This is a genomic window from Streptomyces sp. NPDC018693 (assembly GCF_044391385.1).
In the GTDB taxonomy this organism is placed as follows: Bacteria; Actinomycetota; Actinomycetes; order Streptomycetales; family Streptomycetaceae; genus Streptomyces.
Genome location: NZ_JBIRZZ010000001.1, coordinates 223233 through 241083 on the forward strand (window position 1 = coordinate 223233; position 17851 = coordinate 241083).

At 71.9% G+C, this 17851-nt stretch carries 22 protein-coding genes; 12 read left to right on the forward strand and 10 right to left on the reverse strand.

The window, feature by feature from the left end:
- Positions 1-25: 25 nt before the first annotated feature.
- Complete coding sequence (locus ACH5AC_RS01105; protein ID WP_398859413.1) at positions 26-778, reverse strand: TetR family transcriptional regulator; 753 nt, start codon at positions 776-778, stop codon at positions 26-28.
- Between the two features lie 33 nt (positions 779-811).
- Positions 812-1219 carry a VOC family protein gene (locus tag ACH5AC_RS01110; RefSeq protein WP_398859414.1) on the reverse strand — a complete coding sequence of 136 codons (408 nt, stop codon included), beginning with the start codon at positions 1217-1219 and terminating at the stop codon, positions 812-814.
- Between the two features lie 157 nt (positions 1220-1376).
- Between ACH5AC_RS01110 and ACH5AC_RS01115 the strand changes: the two genes are divergently transcribed.
- The 3 genes from ACH5AC_RS01115 to ACH5AC_RS01125 all read left to right on the forward strand — a co-directional run bounded on the left by ACH5AC_RS01115 (position 1377) and on the right by ACH5AC_RS01125 (position 2757).
- A complete protein-coding gene (locus ACH5AC_RS01115; RefSeq protein WP_398859415.1) occupies positions 1377-1841 on the forward strand; it encodes a TM2 domain-containing protein in 465 nt (154 codons plus the stop codon).
- Positions 1834-2253 (forward strand): DUF2752 domain-containing protein, encoded by a 420-nt coding sequence (locus ACH5AC_RS01120; protein ID WP_398859416.1) that lies wholly within the window; start codon positions 1834-1836, stop codon positions 2251-2253. The genes ACH5AC_RS01115 and ACH5AC_RS01120 overlap by 8 nt, the downstream gene beginning before the upstream one ends.
- 240 nt (positions 2254-2493) lie before the next feature.
- Positions 2494-2757 (forward strand): TM2 domain-containing protein, encoded by a 264-nt coding sequence (locus tag ACH5AC_RS01125; protein ID WP_398859417.1) that lies wholly within the window; start codon positions 2494-2496, stop codon positions 2755-2757.
- A 61-nt stretch (positions 2758-2818) separates the two neighbouring features.
- Here the strand turns inward: ACH5AC_RS01125 and ACH5AC_RS01130 are convergent, their stop codons facing one another.
- From ACH5AC_RS01130 to ACH5AC_RS01155, 6 genes are all read right to left on the reverse strand, one after another.
- Positions 2819-3592: a hypothetical protein gene (locus ACH5AC_RS01130; RefSeq protein ID WP_398859418.1), complete on the reverse strand. Its 774-nt coding sequence runs from the start codon at positions 3590-3592 to the stop codon at positions 2819-2821.
- A gap of 151 nt (positions 3593-3743) precedes the next feature.
- Positions 3744-4508: a succinate dehydrogenase iron-sulfur subunit gene (locus ACH5AC_RS01135; RefSeq protein ID WP_398859419.1), complete on the reverse strand. Its 765-nt coding sequence runs from the start codon at positions 4506-4508 to the stop codon at positions 3744-3746.
- Complete coding sequence (gene sdhA, locus ACH5AC_RS01140) at positions 4508-6262, reverse strand: succinate dehydrogenase flavoprotein subunit (protein ID WP_398859420.1); 1755 nt, start codon at positions 6260-6262, stop codon at positions 4508-4510. The genes ACH5AC_RS01135 and sdhA overlap by 1 nt, the downstream gene beginning before the upstream one ends.
- A 19-nt stretch (positions 6263-6281) precedes the next feature.
- Positions 6282-6767 carry a succinate dehydrogenase hydrophobic membrane anchor subunit gene (locus tag ACH5AC_RS01145; protein ID WP_398859421.1) on the reverse strand — a complete coding sequence of 162 codons (486 nt, stop codon included), beginning with the start codon at positions 6765-6767 and terminating at the stop codon, positions 6282-6284.
- A 5-nt stretch (positions 6768-6772) separates the two neighbouring features.
- On the reverse strand, positions 6773-7153 hold the full coding sequence (sdhC, locus tag ACH5AC_RS01150) for a succinate dehydrogenase, cytochrome b556 subunit (RefSeq protein WP_398859422.1): 381 nt from the start codon (positions 7151-7153) through the stop codon (positions 6773-6775).
- Between the two features lie 234 nt (positions 7154-7387).
- Positions 7388-7924, reverse strand: a complete 537-nt coding sequence (locus ACH5AC_RS01155) for a 2-oxo-4-hydroxy-4-carboxy-5-ureidoimidazoline decarboxylase (RefSeq protein WP_398859423.1) — start codon at positions 7922-7924, stop codon at positions 7388-7390.
- Positions 7925-8079: 155 nt separating this feature from the next.
- Here ACH5AC_RS01155 and ACH5AC_RS01160 point away from each other — a divergent pair, with 155 nt between their 5' ends.
- The 3 genes from ACH5AC_RS01160 to ACH5AC_RS01170 all read left to right on the forward strand — a co-directional run bounded on the left by ACH5AC_RS01160 (position 8080) and on the right by ACH5AC_RS01170 (position 11316).
- Positions 8080-9735 carry a glycoside hydrolase family 20 protein gene (locus ACH5AC_RS01160; RefSeq protein WP_398859424.1) on the forward strand — a complete coding sequence of 552 codons (1656 nt, stop codon included), beginning with the start codon at positions 8080-8082 and terminating at the stop codon, positions 9733-9735.
- 95 nt (positions 9736-9830) lie between these two features.
- Positions 9831-10625 (forward strand): DUF4328 domain-containing protein, encoded by a 795-nt coding sequence (locus ACH5AC_RS01165; protein WP_398859426.1) that lies wholly within the window; start codon positions 9831-9833, stop codon positions 10623-10625.
- 133 nt (positions 10626-10758) lie between these two features.
- Positions 10759-11316: a hypothetical protein gene (locus tag ACH5AC_RS01170; protein WP_398859427.1), complete on the forward strand. Its 558-nt coding sequence runs from the start codon at positions 10759-10761 to the stop codon at positions 11314-11316.
- A 10-nt stretch (positions 11317-11326) separates the two neighbouring features.
- Here ACH5AC_RS01170 and ACH5AC_RS01175 read toward each other — a convergent pair whose 3' ends face one another.
- The gene (locus ACH5AC_RS01175) at positions 11327-11809 is read right to left on the reverse strand and encodes a DUF1877 family protein (RefSeq protein WP_398859428.1); all 483 of its coding nucleotides are present in this window, start codon (positions 11807-11809) and stop codon (positions 11327-11329) included.
- Positions 11810-11971: 162 nt separating this feature from the next.
- Here ACH5AC_RS01175 and ACH5AC_RS01180 point away from each other — a divergent pair, with 162 nt between their 5' ends.
- The 4 genes from ACH5AC_RS01180 to ACH5AC_RS01195 all read left to right on the forward strand — a co-directional run bounded on the left by ACH5AC_RS01180 (position 11972) and on the right by ACH5AC_RS01195 (position 14778).
- Complete coding sequence (locus ACH5AC_RS01180; protein WP_398859429.1) at positions 11972-12373, forward strand: hypothetical protein; 402 nt, start codon at positions 11972-11974, stop codon at positions 12371-12373.
- Between the two features lie 210 nt (positions 12374-12583).
- A complete protein-coding gene (locus ACH5AC_RS01185; protein WP_398859431.1) occupies positions 12584-13000 on the forward strand; it encodes a hypothetical protein in 417 nt (138 codons plus the stop codon).
- Positions 13001-13185: 185 nt separating this feature from the next.
- A complete protein-coding gene (locus tag ACH5AC_RS01190) occupies positions 13186-13815 on the forward strand; it encodes an RNA polymerase sigma factor (protein WP_398859432.1) in 630 nt (209 codons plus the stop codon).
- Between the two features lie 123 nt (positions 13816-13938).
- Positions 13939-14778, forward strand: coding sequence for a hypothetical protein (locus ACH5AC_RS01195; RefSeq protein ID WP_398859433.1), 840 nt, complete (start codon positions 13939-13941; stop codon positions 14776-14778).
- A gap of 44 nt (positions 14779-14822) precedes the next feature.
- Here ACH5AC_RS01195 and ACH5AC_RS01200 read toward each other — a convergent pair whose 3' ends face one another.
- Positions 14823-15392 (reverse strand): TetR/AcrR family transcriptional regulator, encoded by a 570-nt coding sequence (locus tag ACH5AC_RS01200; protein ID WP_398859434.1) that lies wholly within the window; start codon positions 15390-15392, stop codon positions 14823-14825.
- 387 nt (positions 15393-15779) lie between these two features.
- Between ACH5AC_RS01200 and ACH5AC_RS01205 the strand changes: the two genes are divergently transcribed.
- Positions 15780-16442, forward strand: a complete 663-nt coding sequence (locus tag ACH5AC_RS01205) for an RNA polymerase sigma factor (protein ID WP_398859435.1) — start codon at positions 15780-15782, stop codon at positions 16440-16442.
- Positions 16442-17521, forward strand: coding sequence for a hypothetical protein (locus ACH5AC_RS01210; RefSeq protein WP_398859437.1), 1080 nt, complete (start codon positions 16442-16444; stop codon positions 17519-17521). Before ACH5AC_RS01205 ends, ACH5AC_RS01210 begins: the two co-directional genes overlap by 1 nt.
- Positions 17522-17851 lie beyond the last annotated feature (330 nt).

A 17851-nucleotide genomic window follows, 5' to 3' on the forward strand; every position in this document is an offset into this window, starting at 1 on the left:
CACGGCCGCTTCACCCGAAAGTGGATCAGTCCCCCCGGCCGCCCCTGGCCCCCGGATCCGGCAGCACCTTCGTCATGCCCGGCAGGAAGTCCGTGAACAGCTCGTGCACGTCGTGGACCAGGGGCCGCAGGACGCGGAAGCGGGCCAGGGACACGCCCCGCGCGGTCAGTCTCGCCCCCCGCTCGGCGAGGCGGTAGCTGCGCTCGCGGCCCTCCGTGCGGTCGAAGATCCAGTACAGGACGAGGCCCATCTGGGAGAGCCACATCAGCTCGGGAAGGGCGTCGCGGAGTTCGTCCGGGACCTTGGCCCTGGAGCCCGCCAGGACCTCGCGGTGGACGGAGATCGCCTCCACGCGCGCGTGCTCGGACTCGGGGGAGAAGGGGCTGAGCGGGCTGTCGGGGTCGGCGGCGTTCTTGAAGAACTGCACGGCGAACTCGTGGTAGGGCGTCGCCACGTCCAGCCAGGTCCGCAGCACCCCGGCCAGGCGTGCCTCCAGGTCGGTCTCCCGGTCCAGGACGGCCCGTACCGCCTGCCGGTGCTCGGCGGCGAGACGGTCGTAGAACCCCTGGATCAGGTGTTCCTTGCCCTCGAAGTAGTAGTACGCGTTGCCGACGGAGACCCCGGCCTCCTGGGCGATGGCCCGCATCGTCGTCTTGTCGTAGCCGCGCTCCTGGAAGAGCCGCATCGCGGTCTCCAGGATCAGCGCACGGGTCTGTTCGGACTTGCTGGGTGCGGGGCCGGGGGGCGCCTTGTCGGGGCCGTCGTTCTTCGCGGACACGGACGAGAGCCTAGTCAGTGGCGCGGGCCCTCCCTACCTGCGTCCCAGCTCGGGCCGCTTGGTGTAGTCGGTGAGGCCGAGGATGTTCCCCCAGGGGTCGGCGAACTCGACGGTCCAGCCGGTGGCCGCGGGGAGCGGCTCGTCGAGCGGGGTGATCCCGGCGGCGGCGAGCCGGTGCGCGGCCACGCGCGCGTCCGGCACCTCGATCCACACGCGTGCGGAGGGCCAGGACGGCGGGCGGTGTCCGAGCCCGTCCTCCTGGCGCAGCAGAATGCCGGGCGTCTCGGCGCCGACCTTCAGCAGGGCGATCCCGGCCTCGTCGAGACGGAACGCCGTCGTGAACCCCGCGCGCTCGTAGAAGCCCACGGCCTCGCCGAGTTCCCCGACGGGCAGCAGGACGTTGTCGAACCCGAGCAGCTCGTAGGACTGGTCATCTGACATAACGTCAGGATAGTGATGAAAGGAGCGAAAGCGGTGGAATGGGAGGCGTTGCCGCCCCGCCCGGACCCGGCTTCTCACCGGACGGCTTTCTCCTGCAAGATGACCTGAACTCACTTAACTGTCACATCCGATCATCTGGCCTCGGGGAGTAGTCACCGTGACCGAACAGCCGCAGCAGCCGCAACAGCCCCCTCAGCCGGGGTACGGCTATCCGAACGCCGGTCAGGGGCCGTACGTGGGCGGCCAGGCCGGCAGCCCCTACGGCTACCCGCAGCAGGGCTACCAGCAGCCCGGCTACCAGCAGCAGGCCGGCTACCCGCAGGGCGGCTACGCCGCTGCGGGCGCCGTCCCGCCCGGTACCTACACCGGTGACCCCAACGCCCCCTACGGCTACGACCCCTACGGGCGCCCGTACTCCGACAAGTCGAAGATCGTCGCGGGGATCCTCCAGCTCTTCCTCGGCACCTTCGGCGTCGGCCGGTTCTACATCGGCCACGTCGGCCTCGGCCTCGGCCAGCTGTTCACCTGCGGTGGCTTCGGCATATGGGCGCTGATCGACGGCATCATCCTGCTGACCAGCAGCAACACCACCGACTCCAACGGCCGGGTGCTGCGTGGCTGACGTGGCCGACGCGCCTCGTCCCTCACCGCTGTCCCTGGTGCGGCATCCGGCGGCGGCACCCCTCGCGGTGCTCGCCGCCGGCGTGGCGGGCAGCGCCTACGTCTACGCCACCAACCCGCACGAACCGGGCCACGTCCTGCCCCAGTGCCCCTTCCGCCTGGTCACCGGCCTGCTCTGCCCGGCCTGCGGGGGCACGCGCATGGCGTACGACCTGATGCACGGCGACCTCGCCGCCGCCTGGCTCGACAACCGCGCCCTGCTGCTCGCCTCGCCCTTCGCCCTCGCCCTGCTCGGCCGGTGGATGTGGGAGGGCCTGCGCGGTCGGCGCTGGCGGCCGAACCTCCGGCCCCGGACCCAGGTCCTGATCCTGGCCCTCGCTGTGACGTGGACCGTGGTGCGCAACGCCGTCTAGGCACCGAAGGTTGATCGCTCAAGCTCCATTGGGGCCATTCTTGACGGTAACTTGGCGAAAATCTGATCACAGAACAGGAACGATCAGCCCACATCCCTCCCGTTCGCCCCGTCCGTCTCTCTAGGCTCACGCCTGAACGGGGGGCGACCGAGTCATGGTCACATGCTGCCGCGCGCGCTCCCCGGCCCCCGGAGTGGATCCACTCCGGGATTTCGAATGTCATCCCAGGAGCAAGCTCTCATGACCGTCCCCACCCCTGACGCCCCCTACGGCTACGACCCGCAGGGCCGCCCGTACTCCGACAAGTCGAAGATCGTCGCGGGTATCCTCCAGCTCTTCCTCGGCTCGCTCGGCATCGGCCGCTTCTACGTCGGCTCCGTCGGCGTCGGCGTCGCCCAGCTGCTCACCTGCGGTGGTCTCGGTATCTGGGCGCTGATCGACGGCATCCTCTTCCTGACCAGCAACGACCGCACGGACAAGCAGGGTCGCGTCCTGCGCGGCTGACCCGGCACGACCGGTACGGCGAGGGCCCGCTCCACTTTCGGCGCGGGCCCTCGCCGTTGCGTCATCCGCAGCCACCCACCCGGCGCGGGCCCACGGCGATGTCGTCCATCCGCATCTCGTACGACGACGGAGTCGGGTCCGCCTGGTAGAGCTGCCAGCCGAGCTTCAGACGGTCGAAGGTCGGGAAGACGAACGGATCGGACGTGCCGCCGTGCTGGTCGGTCCAGACCGTGAGGTCGGGCTGGACCACGCCGTCGAAGTACACCGTGACGCGGTTGTCCCGCGCGTCCAGATGGAACTCGACACAGCTCCACCGGCCCGCCGTCGCCGGCGCCGAGGTCCGCCAGTTCGTCCAGTCGCCGGTGGGGCCGAGATCCGAGCCGACGCCCCAGAAGTTGCCCCCGTCGGTGGGCGCGTACTGGCCGCCGAGCGGGCGGACCAGGGTCGGGGAGCCGGACGCCTCGGCGAGGGTCCAGTGCGCCCAGTCGGGGGCCGTGGGGAAGGCGTCCACGCGCAGCCGGACGCGGCCCCACAGGCTGTTGCCGGGTGGGGCGAGGTCGCTCAGGACGAGGAAGGCACGGCCGTTGCCCTGGGTGCGGACGGCGAGTTCACGGCCGTGACCGGTACTGGAGGGGACCACCGTCAGGGAGCCGTGCGAAGTGTCGGACGTCCAGCCGCGGCCCGCCGTGACCGGGCCGAGGGGGAGACGGTCGAAGGTCTCCCGGACGTGCACCGTCGGGTGCGGGGCGGGGGTCGCGGAGGCAGCGGGGGGAATCGCGAGGAGTGCGGCAGCAGTGGCCGACAGGGCGGCGGCCGCTTTTCTCAGGAATGCCATGCGCCCAGCCTGACTTGAAAGCTCAACTACCTCAACTGTCCCACAGGCCAACGCAGTTGGCGTTGGCGCGAAAAGGCCCCGCCCCCGGTACGAAACCGGAGACGGGGCCCGGACCGCCGTGGCGGAACGCGGACGAACGCGGTACGAGCGCTCAGAAGCGGCGCGTGATCAGCGCCTTCTTCACCTCGGCGATCGCCTTCGTGACCTCGATACCGCGCGGGCAGGCGTCCGTGCAGTTGAACGTCGTACGGCAACGCCACACGCCGTCACGGTCGTTCAGGATCTCCAGGCGCTGCTCGCCGGCCTCGTCACGCGAGTCGAAGATGAACCGGTGCGCGTTGACGATGGCCGCCGGGCCGAAGTACTGCCCGTCGTTCCAGAAGACCGGGCACGAGGACGTGCAGGCGGCACACAGGATGCACTTCGTGGTGTCGTCGAAGCGCTCGCGGTCCTCGGCCGACTGCAGACGCTCACGCGTCGGCTCGTTGGTGTCCTTCGTGATCAGGAAGGGCATCACGTCCCGGTACGCCTGGAAGAACGGCTCCATGTCCACGACCAGGTCCTTCAGGACCGTCAGGCCCTTGATGGGCTCGACCGTGATCGGCTTCTCCGGGTTGATGTCCTTGATCAGCGTCTTGCACGCGAGGCGGTTCTTGCCGTTGATCCGCATCGCGTCGGAGCCGCAGATGCCGTGCGCGCAGGAACGGCGGAAGGTCAGCGTGCCGTCGAGGTCCCACTTGATCTTGTGGAGGCCGTCGAGGACGCGCTCCTTCGGGTCGATCTCCAGCTGGAAGTCTTCCCAGGTCGCCTCGGCCGAGACCTCCGGGTTGAACCGGCGGACGCGGAAGGTGACGGTGATGTAGGGGGACGCGGCCTGGGCGTCCGCCTCCGCCTTGTCCAGAACGGGGGTTGCCATCAGTACTTACGCTCCATCGGCTGGTAGCGGGTCTGGACGACCGGCTTGTAGTCGAGACGGACGGACTCGGTACCGTCGTCGCCCACCTCGCGGTACGCCATGGTGTGGCGCATGAAGTTGACGTCGTCGCGGTTCGGGTAGTCCTCGCGGTAGTGACCGCCGCGGGACTCCTTGCGGGCCAGCGCGGAGACGGCCATGACCTCGGCCAGGTCCAGCAGGTTGCCCAGCTCGATGGCCTCCAGCAGGTCGGTGTTGAACCGCTTGCCCTTGTCCTGGATCGCCACGTTCTTGTAGCGCTCACGCAGCTCGGCGATCTTCTCGACCGCCGTCTTGATCGTCTGCTCGGTGCGGAACACCATGACGTTGGCGTCCATGGTCTCCTGCAGCTCCTTGCGGAGGGTCGCCACCCGCTCGGTGCCCGTGGACGAACGCAGCTGCTCGACCTGGTCGATCACGAACTGCGCCGGGTTCTCCGGCAGCTCGACGAAGTCCGCCGTCTGCGAGTACTCGGCCGCCGCGATACCGGCCCGCTTGCCGAACACGTTGATGTCCAGCAGCGAGTTGGTGCCGAGGCGGTTGGCGCCGTGCACCGACACACAGGCGACCTCTCCGGCCGCGTACAGGCCCGGCACGACCGTCGTGTTGTCCGCCAGGACCTCACCCTCGACGTTCGTCGGGATGCCGCCCATCGCGTAGTGCGCGGTGGGCTGGATCGGGATCGGGTCCGTGTACGGCTCGATGCCGAGGTACGTACGGGCGAACTCGGTGATGTCCGGGAGCTTGGCGTCCAGCTGCTCCGGCGGCAGGTGGGTCAGGTCCAGGTAGACGTGGTCGCCCTCGGGACCGCAGCCGCGGCCCTCACGGATCTCCGTGTAGATGGAGCGGGACACGACGTCACGGGACGCGAGGTCCTTCATGACCGGCGCGTACTTCTCCATGAAGCGCTCGCCGTCCTTGTTGCGCAGGATGCCGCCCTCACCGCGGGCACCCTCCGTCAGCAGGATGCCCATGCGCCAGATGCCGGTCGGGTGGAACTGGAAGAACTCCATGTCCTCCAGCGGCAGACCCCGGCGGTACACCGCGGCCTGGCCGTCACCGGTCAGCGTGTGCGCGTTGGACGTCACCTTGAAGAACTTGCCGCAGCCACCGGAGGCGTAGATGACCGCCTTGGCCTGGAAGACGTGGATCTCGCCGGTGGCCAGCTCGTAGGCGACCACACCGGCGGACTTCTTGACGCCGTCCTCTTCGGTGATCAGCTGGTCCAGGACGTAGAACTCGTTGAAGAACTCCACGCCCTCCTTGACGCAGTTCTGGTACAGCGTCTGGAGGATCATGTGGCCGGTGCGGTCCGCCGCGTAGCAGGACCGGCGGACCGGGGCCTCGCCGTGGTTGCGGCTGTGACCGCCGAAGCGGCGCTGGTCGATCGTGCCGTTCGGGGTGCGGTTGAACGGCAGGCCCATCTTCTCGAGGTCGAGGACCGAGTCGATGGCCTCCTTCGCCAGGATCTCGGCGGCGTCCTGGTCGACCAGGTAGTCACCGCCCTTGACCGTGTCGAAGGTGTGCCACTCCCAGTTGTCCTCCTCCACGTTGGCCAGCGCGGCGGCCATACCGCCCTGCGCGGCGCCCGTGTGGGAGCGGGTGGGGTAGAGCTTGGTCAGCACGGCGGTGCGGCTGCGCTTCGTCGACTCGATGGCCGCGCGCATGCCCGCGCCACCGGCGCCGACGATGACGGTGTCGTACTTGTGGATCTTCATGTTTCTCGCAGCCCCGTGCCTAGCGGATGTTCGGGTCGAAGGTGAAGATCACCAGCGTGCCCAGCAGGATGGTGAACACCGTGGCGGTGTAGAGCAGGCCCTTCAGCCACAGGCGGGTGTTCGCGCGCTCCGCGTAGTCGTTGATGACCGTGCGCAGGCCGTTGGCGCCGTGCAGCATCGCGAGCCAGAGCATGAGGAGGTCCCAGACCTGCCAGAACGGGGACGCCCAGCGGCCCGCGACGAACGCGAAGCCGATCTTGGAGACGCCGCCGTCCAGCACCAGCTGGATCAGCAGGTGGCCGATGACGAGGACGACCAGGACGACGCCGGACAGGCGCATGAACAGCCAGGCGGCCATCTCGAAGTTGCCGCGCGTCGAGCGCCCGGTCTTCTTGGTGCGCTTGCGCGGGGCCTCGATCAGGGGCGCCGGGTTGTCGACGCTGTAGCCGCCGGTCGCGTCCTCGACCGGGCCGATGCCCGACGCGGTGGTTTCAGTGGTGGCCATCGACGTCACTCCCCGAACAGTTCACGAGCGGCGTGGCCGAGCACCGGGTAGATCGCGCCGATCATCAGCACGACCCAGACACCGACGACCGTCCACAGCATGTGCTTCTGGTAGCGAGCGCCCTTCGACCAGAAGTCGACGGCGATGACGCGCAGGCCGTTGAGCGCGTGGAAGAGGACGGCGGCGACGAGGCCGTACTCCAGCAAGGCGACGATCGGCGTCTTGTACGTGGCTACGACCTTGTCGTAGTCCTCGGGGGAGACACGCACGAGAGCGGTGTCGAGCACGTGGACGAACAGGAAGAAGAAGATGAGGACGCCGGTGACTCGGTGAGCCACCCAGGACCACATTCCTTCCCGGCCGCGGTACAGCGTTCCAGCCGGCACGGAAGAACCCTCCGGGAGCGGGGACTAGGGCCGCGCCGGCTTGTGCTGTCGGTCGGGCCCGGCCGGGTACGGTCCACCGGCCCCCAGCATCGTAGCGACGCGCTGCCGCTGGGCTTAGCGGGGGGTCAACGGTGTGATCAAACTGGCATTCAAGAATGCACGCACGGAGTAGTCAGCAGTCTTGTGCGGCGCCGTTGTGGCTGGTCGCGCCCACGCGGCGGTAGCCGCACATCGTCAGAGCCCCGCGCCCCTCAGGAGTTGGGCCAGCCGTTCTTTTGCAAGGCGCCGGAGTTCTTCCGACGCAACTACCCGCTCGTCTTCCGGATCGTTTGTCAATCGTGACCGGATTCCTCCCAGAATCCGGTCCAAGGTCTCCTCCGGGGGGACGCCGTCGAGGCAGATCACGAAGGCGTGGCCGAATTTGGACTCATATGCGGCGTGTGCGGCGCTCAGGGCCGTATGGGCCGCTTCGTACGTTCCTGTCGGCAGCGTCGGCAGGGTCTCGGCGGCCAGGGCCTCCGCCAGGTCCGTCGACGTCAGGTCGTAGGCGGCCTCGTCGGACGCGGCCAGGAGGGCGTCCGGGGTCGGGTAGGGGCGGTGGGCGGCGACGCGGTGGGCCCAGCGCAGGCTGCGGAGACAGGTGAGGAGGAGCCGGTGGGCCTCGGGGGCAGGAGCGGCGTTGAAGTCCGCGAGGAGCGGCAGGGCCGGTATGGAGATTCGGCCGGAGGGGTGGGGGAAACGGTGGGCGGGCAGCGTGGATCCTCGCGTCACGTACTGGTGTGGCAGGGGATGCTGTGAAAGGTGGGACACCACGCTATCCAGAACGGTCATGAGGCGTCCTGCGGTTGCCGGGAATTCACCCGAACGGGAGAGTTTCGGAACGCTCGGTGGACACCTTCGGAGGCGGTCGGTCGTAGGTTGGCGGGGTGAGCAGGCACAGGCGCCGGGCGCAGGGCGACGGCAGGACGAGGCGGCGGGCGCTGGTCGTCGGGGTGTTCGTGGCGACGGTCGGGCTCGGAGCGGGGCTCGGGGTGTGGGCGTCGTCGCCGGACACGGGCGGCGGTACGGGCACGGCGTCGTCGGCGGCCCGGCAGCCGTCGGTCAGTCCCTCGGGGACGCCGTCCCGGGCGCCCGGTCCGTCGCCCACGCGCACCTACCCCCTCTCGAAGGCGCCGCGGACCATACCCGCCGTACGGTCGCACACCCCCGAGCGCGGGCCCGGGTGGCGGCCGGCCGCCGGGCAGCGGGTCGTCGTCGACGACGCCGAGCTGGTCGACGAGGGGCGGCTGATCGCCGGTGAGCTGGGGCTGACCTACGCGGGGGAGCGGGCGGACGCGCGGGCCGGGGACGTACGCCTGGCGCTGGACGGTGACGGACGGGGCGGCCGGGAGTCGTACACCATGACCGTGCGCGGGGGGCGGGTGACCATCAGCGGGCCGTCGGACGCCGGGGTCTTCTACGGGACGCGGACGCTGAAGCAGGAGGTGCGCGGTGGCGGTACGGCGCCGGAGGGGGTCGTACGGGACGAGCCGGCCAAGCCGGTGCGGGGGCTCATGCTCGACATCGCGCGCAAGCACTTCACCGCCGGGTGGATCGAGGACCGGGTGCGGGAGCTCGGTGACCTGAAGTTCAACCAGCTCCAGCTGCACTTCTCCGACGACCAGGCGTTCCGGATCGAGTCCGACACCCACCCGGAGATCGTGGCGCGGCAACACCTGACGAAGGCGCAGGTGAGACGCATGGTCGAGCTGGCCGCCGCGCGGCACATCACCGTCGTGCCCGAGATCGACTCGCCGGGGCATCTGGGGGCCGTCCTGGCCGCCCATCCCGAGCTTCAGCTGCGTAACGCGCAGGGGGTCCCGGTGCGCGGCGCCATCGACATCTCCAAGGACGCGGCCGGCGAGATGGTGGACGACCTGCTGAACGAGTACGCCGAACTCTTCCCGGGCGGGCAGTGGCACCTCGGCGGGGACGAGTACCGGGCCCTGATGGTGTCCGACCCGGAGCGCTCCTATCCGCAGCTCGCGGCCGCCGCGCGGGCGAGGTACGGCTCCGGCGCCGGGGTCGCCGACCTGGCCACCGGCTGGCTCAACGACCGGGCCGAGACCGTCCGCGCGCACGGACGGACCATGTCGGCGTGGAACGACGGCTTCTTCCGGAACACGGTCGTGCAGCCGGCCGACGACCTGCGGGTCGCGTACTGGACCGGCAAGGAGATCGGGGCGCGCAAACCGGTGGAGTACCTCAGCGCCGGTCGGAAGGTCGTCAACTACAACGACGAGTTCCTGTACTACGTGCTCGGGCAGCCGCAGACCTTCGTCTATCCGACGGGGCAGCGGATCTACGAGCAGTGGAACCCGAGGGTGCTGCGCGGGACGGTGGCGGTGTCGTCGTCGTACGACGAGCAGATCCTCGGCGGGATCTTCGCGGTCTGGTGCGACCTGCCGAAGTCGCAGACCCAGGAGCAGGTGGCGGCGGGGATCCGGATGCCGCTGCGGGCGACCGTGCAGAAGCTGTGGGATCCGGGGAAGCCCGAGCTGTCGTGGTCCGACTTCCGGGCGCTGGCCGGGCGGCTGGGGTGACGAGTCGGTAACGGGCGTGGACCGGCGCGGCTGCTGAACCGTAGGTTCCGCTTCATGTGGTCCGGGGGGCGGACCTGGGGAGGGGACTATCCACCGTGTTGTGTACGCGCTGCCGGCGGTTCGACGTGGCGCCGGGGAACGAGCTGTGCCGGCAGTGTGAGGCGGCGGACGCGCATCCGCCGGCGCCGCTTCCCGTGCCCGCGGTCGCGCCCTTCGCCCAGCTGCGCTCGCCGGTCGGGCTGGGGTGGGCGGCGGTCGCGCTGCTCGGAGCCGTCGTCCTCACCGATCTGTTCGCGATCGGCGTGGACCTCTTCGCCTACGGCGTCTGGGACGACATCGTGCAAGGTGAGGCCGGGCCGGGCCTGTACCGGCGGGCCGAGCTCACCGACACGCTGTTCGTCACGGCGGGCGTGCTGCAGACGGTCGCCCTGGTGGCGAGCGCCGTGGTGTTCGTGTGCTGGTTCTACCGGGTGCGGGTCAACGCCGAGGTGTTCAACCCGTTCGGGCACGCCAAGAAGCGCGGCTGGGCGATCGCCGGGTGGATCGTACCGATCGTGAGCCTGTGGTACCCGCGCCGCGTCGCGCTGGACATCTGGGACGCCAGCGGAGACCCGGAGCGGCCGTCCGGGCACGGGCTGCTCAACGGCTGGTGGACGATGTGGATCATCTCGCTCACCGCCGACCGGTTCGTGTCGAGGGCGTACCAGCGGGCCGAGGAGGCCGAGGAACTGCGCAGGGCCGTCGCGCAGGTCATGCTCGCGGACCTGGCCGACGTGGTCGCCGCCGTGCTCGCGATCGTCCTCGTGCTGCGGCTGACGCGTATGCAGCACGCGAAGGCGATGCGCGGGCCGGTGGCCGGAGGAGTCCTGCCGACCCCGGCCGTTGGCTGACGGTGGCTGAAAAGCTACGGTTTCATTGGTGAGACAGCGGCGCGTGGTGCTCCTGTGACACTCCGGCGCTGTCGCACGCAGTAAGGGGAAGTGCGGGCTCCGTAAGGGATGGCGCCCCGGCGAGGGAGGCGTGATGAGCCTGGTGGAACTGATCGCTCAGGCCGACGAGCGCGGACTGGCCGCCAGCGGGTTGGCTTGTTTGGATCGGTGTGTGCCGCTGCTCGGCGGCGACGACGAGGCCCTGCGGCCGCTGTGGGGCAACCTCGCGGTGGGCGCCGACCCGGCAGCCTGGGGCGAGCTGGTGGAGCAGATACGCGGGAAGCTCGGCGAGGGGCCCGAGGAGCCCGGTGACGAGGCCGCGCAGCTCGCCCGGCGGATGCTTCAGGCCGTACCGGCCGAGCGGTCCGGCGGTGAGCTGCGGACTTGGGCCGACGCCTGCTCGGTCGCCGCGCTCCAGATCCACCGGCTGCTCGATCCCTCCGACGACCCCGACCCGGTCGACGCGCGCCGCGCGGGCCGTACGGACGGGATGCCGCCGCTGGCCGCCGCCGAACTGCGCCGCCAGCTGACCGTCCTGGAGGTCCTCGCCGAGCACGGGCCGGGCGGGCTGCGCCGGGCGCTGGACGTGTCGACGGAGGGGCGGCGGGTGCTGCGCGCGGTGGTGTCACGGCGGGCGCGGGCCGTGGGGTGACGGGGCTCTTCTACCTGACCAGCCACTTCACCACGGCGTCCCCGTACCCGGCGGTCGTCGTGTAGAAGGCCGTCAGGTCACGGTGGGCGGAGGCGAACACGGCTCTGGTACGGGGCTCCTGGGCGGGGCCGCCGTAGTGGGGGAGGAGATCCGCGCGGGCCGGGCGCCACAGGGCGTCGAAGTCGGCATCGGCCAGGAAGGCCGCCACCCGGACCGTCTGAGCCGCCGTCAGCAGCAGGAAGGGCGGCTGCCCGGCGTCGGCCGTGTACACCCGCTGACCGCCGAGCACCACCTGGGCGCGGGGGTCGGCGTCGGTGCCGTGGGTGTAGAACAGTTGGTGGTCGTCGTAGTGGTCGTCGAGTATTTCCTCGCGGTGCCGGTCGATCCGGTGCCGCACGGTGTCCCAGTCGTCGTCGAACAGCTTCCGCAGCCAGGTCGCGCTGTTGCGCAGCGCCGACGGCGGTACGGCACGGAAGTGGAAGTACGCGCTCATCACTTGGGCAGCGCACGGCGGCGGCGGACCGTCACACCGGGGGGGCATGGCGTGTCCGTGGTGCGGGGGAGGTGGGGCGGTCCTGCGCCGGTTCCGCGTCAGGAGCCTGCGGCAGGTGACGAATGACAGGCTGACGTCGCTCTTCCGTGTGTGACGAGTGCGATGAGCGAGACGACCCGGCAGCAGGACCGGCCGCAGGCCGCCGTGAAGCCCGTGCGGTGGGCGGCGGACGCGGTGGCGACGATGCGCGAGGGCGCACGGCTGTACCTCGACTACTCGGCGCAGAGCCTGTGGCGCGTCGACCGGATGATCGACGACATCCGCCGGGAGGGCACGCCGTACGCCGCCATGGAAGGCGTCCTGCGCGGACTGGGCGCGTACGCCGGTGAGGTGATCGTCCGTCAGACCGGTGCCGAGTGGTGGGTGACGGGCGGCGACCACTGGATACGCACCCCCGACGGCCGTTTCTGGGACCCGCTCGACGAGGCCCGGCGCTGCTTCGCGGGCCACGGCTCACTGCGGCTGCTGTGCAGGGACGCGAGCCGCGGCGGAGGGCGCGGATAGGGCCTCCGGGGCGCACCGGGGCGAACCGCTCGGCCGCGTCGGCCAGTTCCCGTCGTCCACCGTCAGCGCGGCCCCGAAGGCCGTGCGTGACGACGTGTGACCAGTGACACAGCTGTTGCCTGTGATGTTTTCGGGCCCGTGAGCGCTGGGGCAGGCGGGGGGAACACTGGCTCGGCGTTCCCTTCGACGGCAAGGAGGGGGACGGACCCTATGGCTCTGCAGGACGCGGGCGCGATGAGAGCCCGGGCGGCCGGCTTCGTGGCGCGCGCCGGCGTGCGCGGCCGGCTGCCGCTGGACTACTCCGTCGCCAGTCTGCGCATCGTCGACTTCCTCGTCGACGGGCTGCGCAAGGGCGGGGGCGACCGCGAGCACGCCCACGACACCCTGGTCGCGCTCGGGGCCTACGTCGGCGAGGTGCTCGTCCGGCGGGCCGGAGCCGTCTGGGTCGACTTCGACGCCGAGCAGCGTGCCTACTTCGGTCAGTCCGTCGGCGTACGCATGCCGGACGGGCGGATCTGGAACCCCCTCGGGAAGGTCGCCAACCGTTATGAGGTGGGCGGGCCGGAAGAGTCCCTGCACACCTTCTTCCTGACCCTCCACGGCAGGGTCCGGAGGGCAGCGGCCTGACCGGGGGAAACACCGGCGGCACCGGCACGGTCCCACGGGGGTGGATCGCGCCGGTCCCGCCGGTGCTCTGTGACGTTTATGTGAGCGGCGACGCTGATGACCGTGGGAGCGTGACCGCGGCCGGACCGCCTGCGCGGCGCGGGGACCACGCACCCGCCACGAACTCCGCACGAACGAGGACAGTCTTGGGCCAGGGAGGGGAACCCCGGCGCGCTCACGCGTACGACGGGGAACTGGGCGCCGCGGTGGCGCGGGCCCAGGGCGGCGACGAGGCCGCGTTCGCGGTGGCGTACCGGATCGTGCAGCCGGGACTGCTCGGCTATCTGCGCGGCATCGTCGGCGACGACGCCGAGGACGTCGCGTCCGATGCCTGGCTGGAGATAGCCCGCGATCTCGGGCGGTTCAAGGGCGACGGGGCCGGGTTCCGCGGGTGGACCGCCACCATCGCCCGGCATCGCGCGCTGGACCACCTGCGGCGGCTGCGGGTACGGCCCCGGGGCACGGCGCTCGAACAGGACGTGCTGGAGCTGCCCGGGTCGCAGAGCACACACGACCAGGCGCTGGAGACGCTCTCCACGGAGCGGGCCCTGGAACTGGTGCGCGGGCTGCCGCGCGACCAGGCCGAGGCGGTGCTGCTGCGGGTCGTGGTCGGGCTGGACGGGCCGGCGGCGGCCCGGGTGCTCGGCAAGCGCCCGGGCGCCGTACGGACCGCCGCGCACCGCGGACTGAAGCGGCTCGCCCGCCAGCTCGGGGTCGAGGGCGGAGGCGAGGGTGTGACGGATGACGGCCCCCGGACGCTGGGTGAGTCGAAATGAACGGCGAGAGCGGTCGCCCGTATGGATCAAGGACGGCGCGTGATCGCTCACGGGTGGCCCGCGGCGCGCTGCGTGTGAGCGCGGGCAGCACGGCGTACGGAACGGACAGAGGCGGAAACGGACATGGGTGAACGGCAGGACGACGGCGGGGCCGCCCACGGCCACCGGCGGCGTGCGCACCCTGGCGCCACCGCGTCCGAAGGCCCCGCGTACGGCATGGACGACACCGGTCTCGGGGCCGGGATCGAGGAACTGCTGGCCGTCGTCCTGCGTGACACCGGCAGCGGTGCGCTCGACGGCAGCGAGGGCGAGCGGCGGGCGGTGGCCGCCTTCCGCGCCGCCCGGGACGCGGGGACGCACCGCGCCCGCACCCGGCGCCGGGACGACTGGCGGACCCGTGAACAGCGGCGCGCGGGACGCTTCTCCGTGAAGGCCACCCTCTCGGTGGCGGTCGCCGGCCTCACCCTCGGAGGTGTCGCCGTCGCCGCGATCGGCACGGCCGGCTCGTCCGACGACGTCGGCGGCGGCAGCGGCCCCGCCCGCCCCGGTACGTCGGCCGGCGTGTCCTCCGCCCCCGCCGAGCCGTCCTCCGCCCCGGCCTCCTCCTCCGCCCCGGGCCCCGCCGCCACCGACCGCCCCGGCACCGCTCAGGACACCGAGGCCCAGTGCGCCGCGTACGAGCTGGTCGAGGGCCGCGGCAAGGCGATGGACGCCGCCGCCTGGGAGCGGCTCGTGGCCGTCGCGGGCGGCGAGGAGAAGGTCGACGCGTTCTGCGCCCGGCAGACGCCCGGAACGGGCACGTCGAGACCCTCGGCACCCGCCGCGGCCGTCGCCCCGACCGCACCCCCGGCCGTCACGCCCACCGTTCCGACTCAGCCCGCCACACCGCCGGCGGCGCACCCGAGCACCGCCGCCACGCAGCGCGCGGGCAACGCGGCAGACGTCCCGGGAAGAAATCCGTAGGTCCGCAAGCCGGGCGCCCCCCGGCTGACATGAAGCGACGGGCGTCAGCGCATGTCCGCCGCGTCGAGCAGGGTGGTCACCGTGGGTCCGACGAGCCCGGTCAGTCTGTCGGCCTGGATGCCGGCGCGGGCGCTGGCGCCGTCGAAGACCAGGCTGAGCTGGCGGGCGAGGAGGTCGGGATCGCCGGCGCCGCCCTGTTCGGCCTCGGCGCGGAAGAAGGCCGTCAGGTTCTTCTTCACCTGGTGGGCGACCCGGCTCGCGGGGTGGTCCTGATCCTTGAGCTCGATCTGCGCGGCCAGGTACGGGCAGCCGCGGAACTCGGGCGCACCCGCCTGCGCCTGCACCTGCTCGAAGACGTGCAGGATCCGCTCGCGGGGGGAACGGCCGTCGTCCGCCGGGGGCAGGAGCCCGGCCGCGTAGGCGGCGGCGCGCTGCTCCAGGCTCGCCGCCAGCAGTTCGTCCTTGCTCTCGAACAGCTGGTACATGGAGCGCTTCGACACCCCGGCCGCCTTGCACAGCGCCTCGACGCCGATGCCGACGCCGTCTCGGTAGGTGAGTGCGGCCGCTGCCTCCAGCAGCCGCTCCCTGGGGCTTGGCTTCGTCCGGGTAGTCATACCGCGAGGTTAACTCTGCTTCGACGAAATATAAACCGATCGGTTTCCGAGTGTGTGCGGCCGACGGCCGGTGCTCGTCCCAGGTCGAAGCGATGCACCGCGGAGACGACCGGGGCCGCCACCCCCCACAGGAGAGGCCCCGGCCGTCGCGCGGCACGGACCGCGCAGCGGTCCGTACTTCCTACAGCGTCGGCGGTGCGTTTTGTGTCACACCCCGCGCGGCACCGATCGAATCACGAGATGGTTGCAGGGCGGACCGACATGGACGAGTCGCGGTTTCACGCCGTAACGTGCCTTTTCGCGCCGGACTGCGGGGGGTGACTGCGGGCGGCCCGACCACCGCAAGGACACGCGGGCGCGGACCGCGACCATCGATCGAGGAACAGGGTGCTGGGGGACGACGCCGAGCTGACAGCCGCGGTGCTGGCGGCGCAGAACGGGGACGAGGACGCGTTTCGCGCCGTGTACCGCGCGGTGCATCCGCGGCTGCTCGGGTACGTCCGGACGCTGGTCGGCGAGATCGACGCCGAGGACGTCACCTCCGAGGCGTGGCTGCAGATCGCCCGCGACCTGGAGCGGTTCAGCGGGGACGCGGACCGCTTCCGCGGCTGGGCCGCCCGGATCGCCCGCAACCGCGCCCTGGACCACATCCGCATGCGCGGCCGCCGCCCCGCGATCGGCGGTGACGAGACCGAGCTGAGCGGCCGGGCCGCCGAGTCCGACACGGCCGGTGAGGCCATCGAGGCGCTGGCCACCAACCGCACGCTCGCCCTCATCTCACGGCTGCCGCAGGACCAGGCGGAGGCCGTCGTGCTGCGGGTCGTCGTGGGGCTGGACGCCAAGACCGCCGCCGAGACGCTCGGCAAGCGGCCCGGCGCCGTACGCACCGCCGCGCACCGCGGTCTGAAGAAGCTCGCCGAGCTGATCGGCGAGGATCCGGAGACGGCCGGCGTGCTCGACGCGCTGCCGCCGCAGCGAGGGCCGCGCACCGGCGCGGTGACGTCCGCGGGTGTGACGCACGCGCGGTCGCGGACGCAGAGGGACATGTGATGGGCGACGAGCGCTGTGTCTTCCCCGGGGACGACCCCGGGACCCCCGCCCGCTGGCTGGACCCGGAGACCGCGGAGCGTCTGCTGCGCGGGGAGTCACCCGACAACGGCGTCGATCCGACAGCCCGTGACCAGGCCGAACGTCTCGCCCGCACCCTCGACGCCCTCGCCGCCGTGGCCAACCCGCCCGTGCCGGCCACCCGGGAGAAGCAGACCGAACTGCCCGGCGAGGCCGCAGCCCTCGCCGCGTTCCGCGCGGCACACGCGGACCGTGCCGCTGAGCCGGCGGTGGCCCGGTCGCAGGGCTCGGATGCCGGTCTGTTCCGTATCGGCGGGGGCCGGCGGCTCGACGTACGGCGTCCCCGCTGGGGTCGGCCCGTGCGGTTCGGGCTGGCTGCCGCGCTGGTCGCCGGCATGGTCGGCGGGGTCGCGGTGGCGGCCGGTACCGGGGTGCTGCCCAGGCCGTTCGAGGGGACCGGGCCGGAGCCCGCGGCGTCCGTCCCGGCCGTCGTGACGCCCGGGCCCGACGGCCCGCACCGCTCCCCGTCCCCCGAAGCCGGCGCGTCGGCGCCGGACGGGGCGAGAGACGGGGAGGAGGACTCCGCGGGCGGGGATCCCGCGCCGGGCGGGAACGGCGGCCACGGCAAGAGCGCCGTCCCCAAGGACATCACCTCCGCCTGCGGCGACCTGCGCGACGGCCGGAGCCTGGACCTGGAACGGCGGCGCACCCTGGAGCGCACGGCGGGCGGCTCCACGCGCGTCCCGGCGTACTGCGCGCACGTCCTCGACGGCAAGGCCAAGGGCGACGGCGGCGAAGACCGGGGCGAGCAGGACTCCCACACCGGCGGGACAGGCCGTACCGGCGGGACCGGCCACTCGGGAGGCACCGGCGGCACGGGCGGCACGGGCGGCGGTCCGCGCGGTACGGATGGCACCGGCGGCCAGGACGGCCGCGGCGACCAGGCCGCCACCGGCGCGCAGGGCGGCCACCAGGGCGGTCACGGCGGCAACGGCGCCCACGGCGGCAGCACCGGGCGCCCCGGCGCCGGAGGCGGCAAGCCCGACCACCCCGGCCCCTGACCGGCCTCGGGACACTGGCCGGGGCGGGGATTCGGGCCCGGGAGGTGCCTCAGAATCGGGTCTGACCTGCGGGTTCGTAAGTCGTTGAGATTTTTTCGGCGCAGGTGTGACGTTTTCCGACCCCCTTACGCAGTAACAAGTGAGCCGACTGGTCATCGGCCCTCGCACAGAGCCGGGGTTCCCCCCGTACCTACGGCTCGTGCACCTGGCGCGGGGGGGGGCCCGGGCCCCCCGCCCCCCCCCCCCCCCCCCCCCCCCCCCCCCCCCCCCCCGGGGCCCCCCCCCCCCCCCCCCCCCCCCCCCCCCCCCCCCCCCCCCCCCCCCCCCACG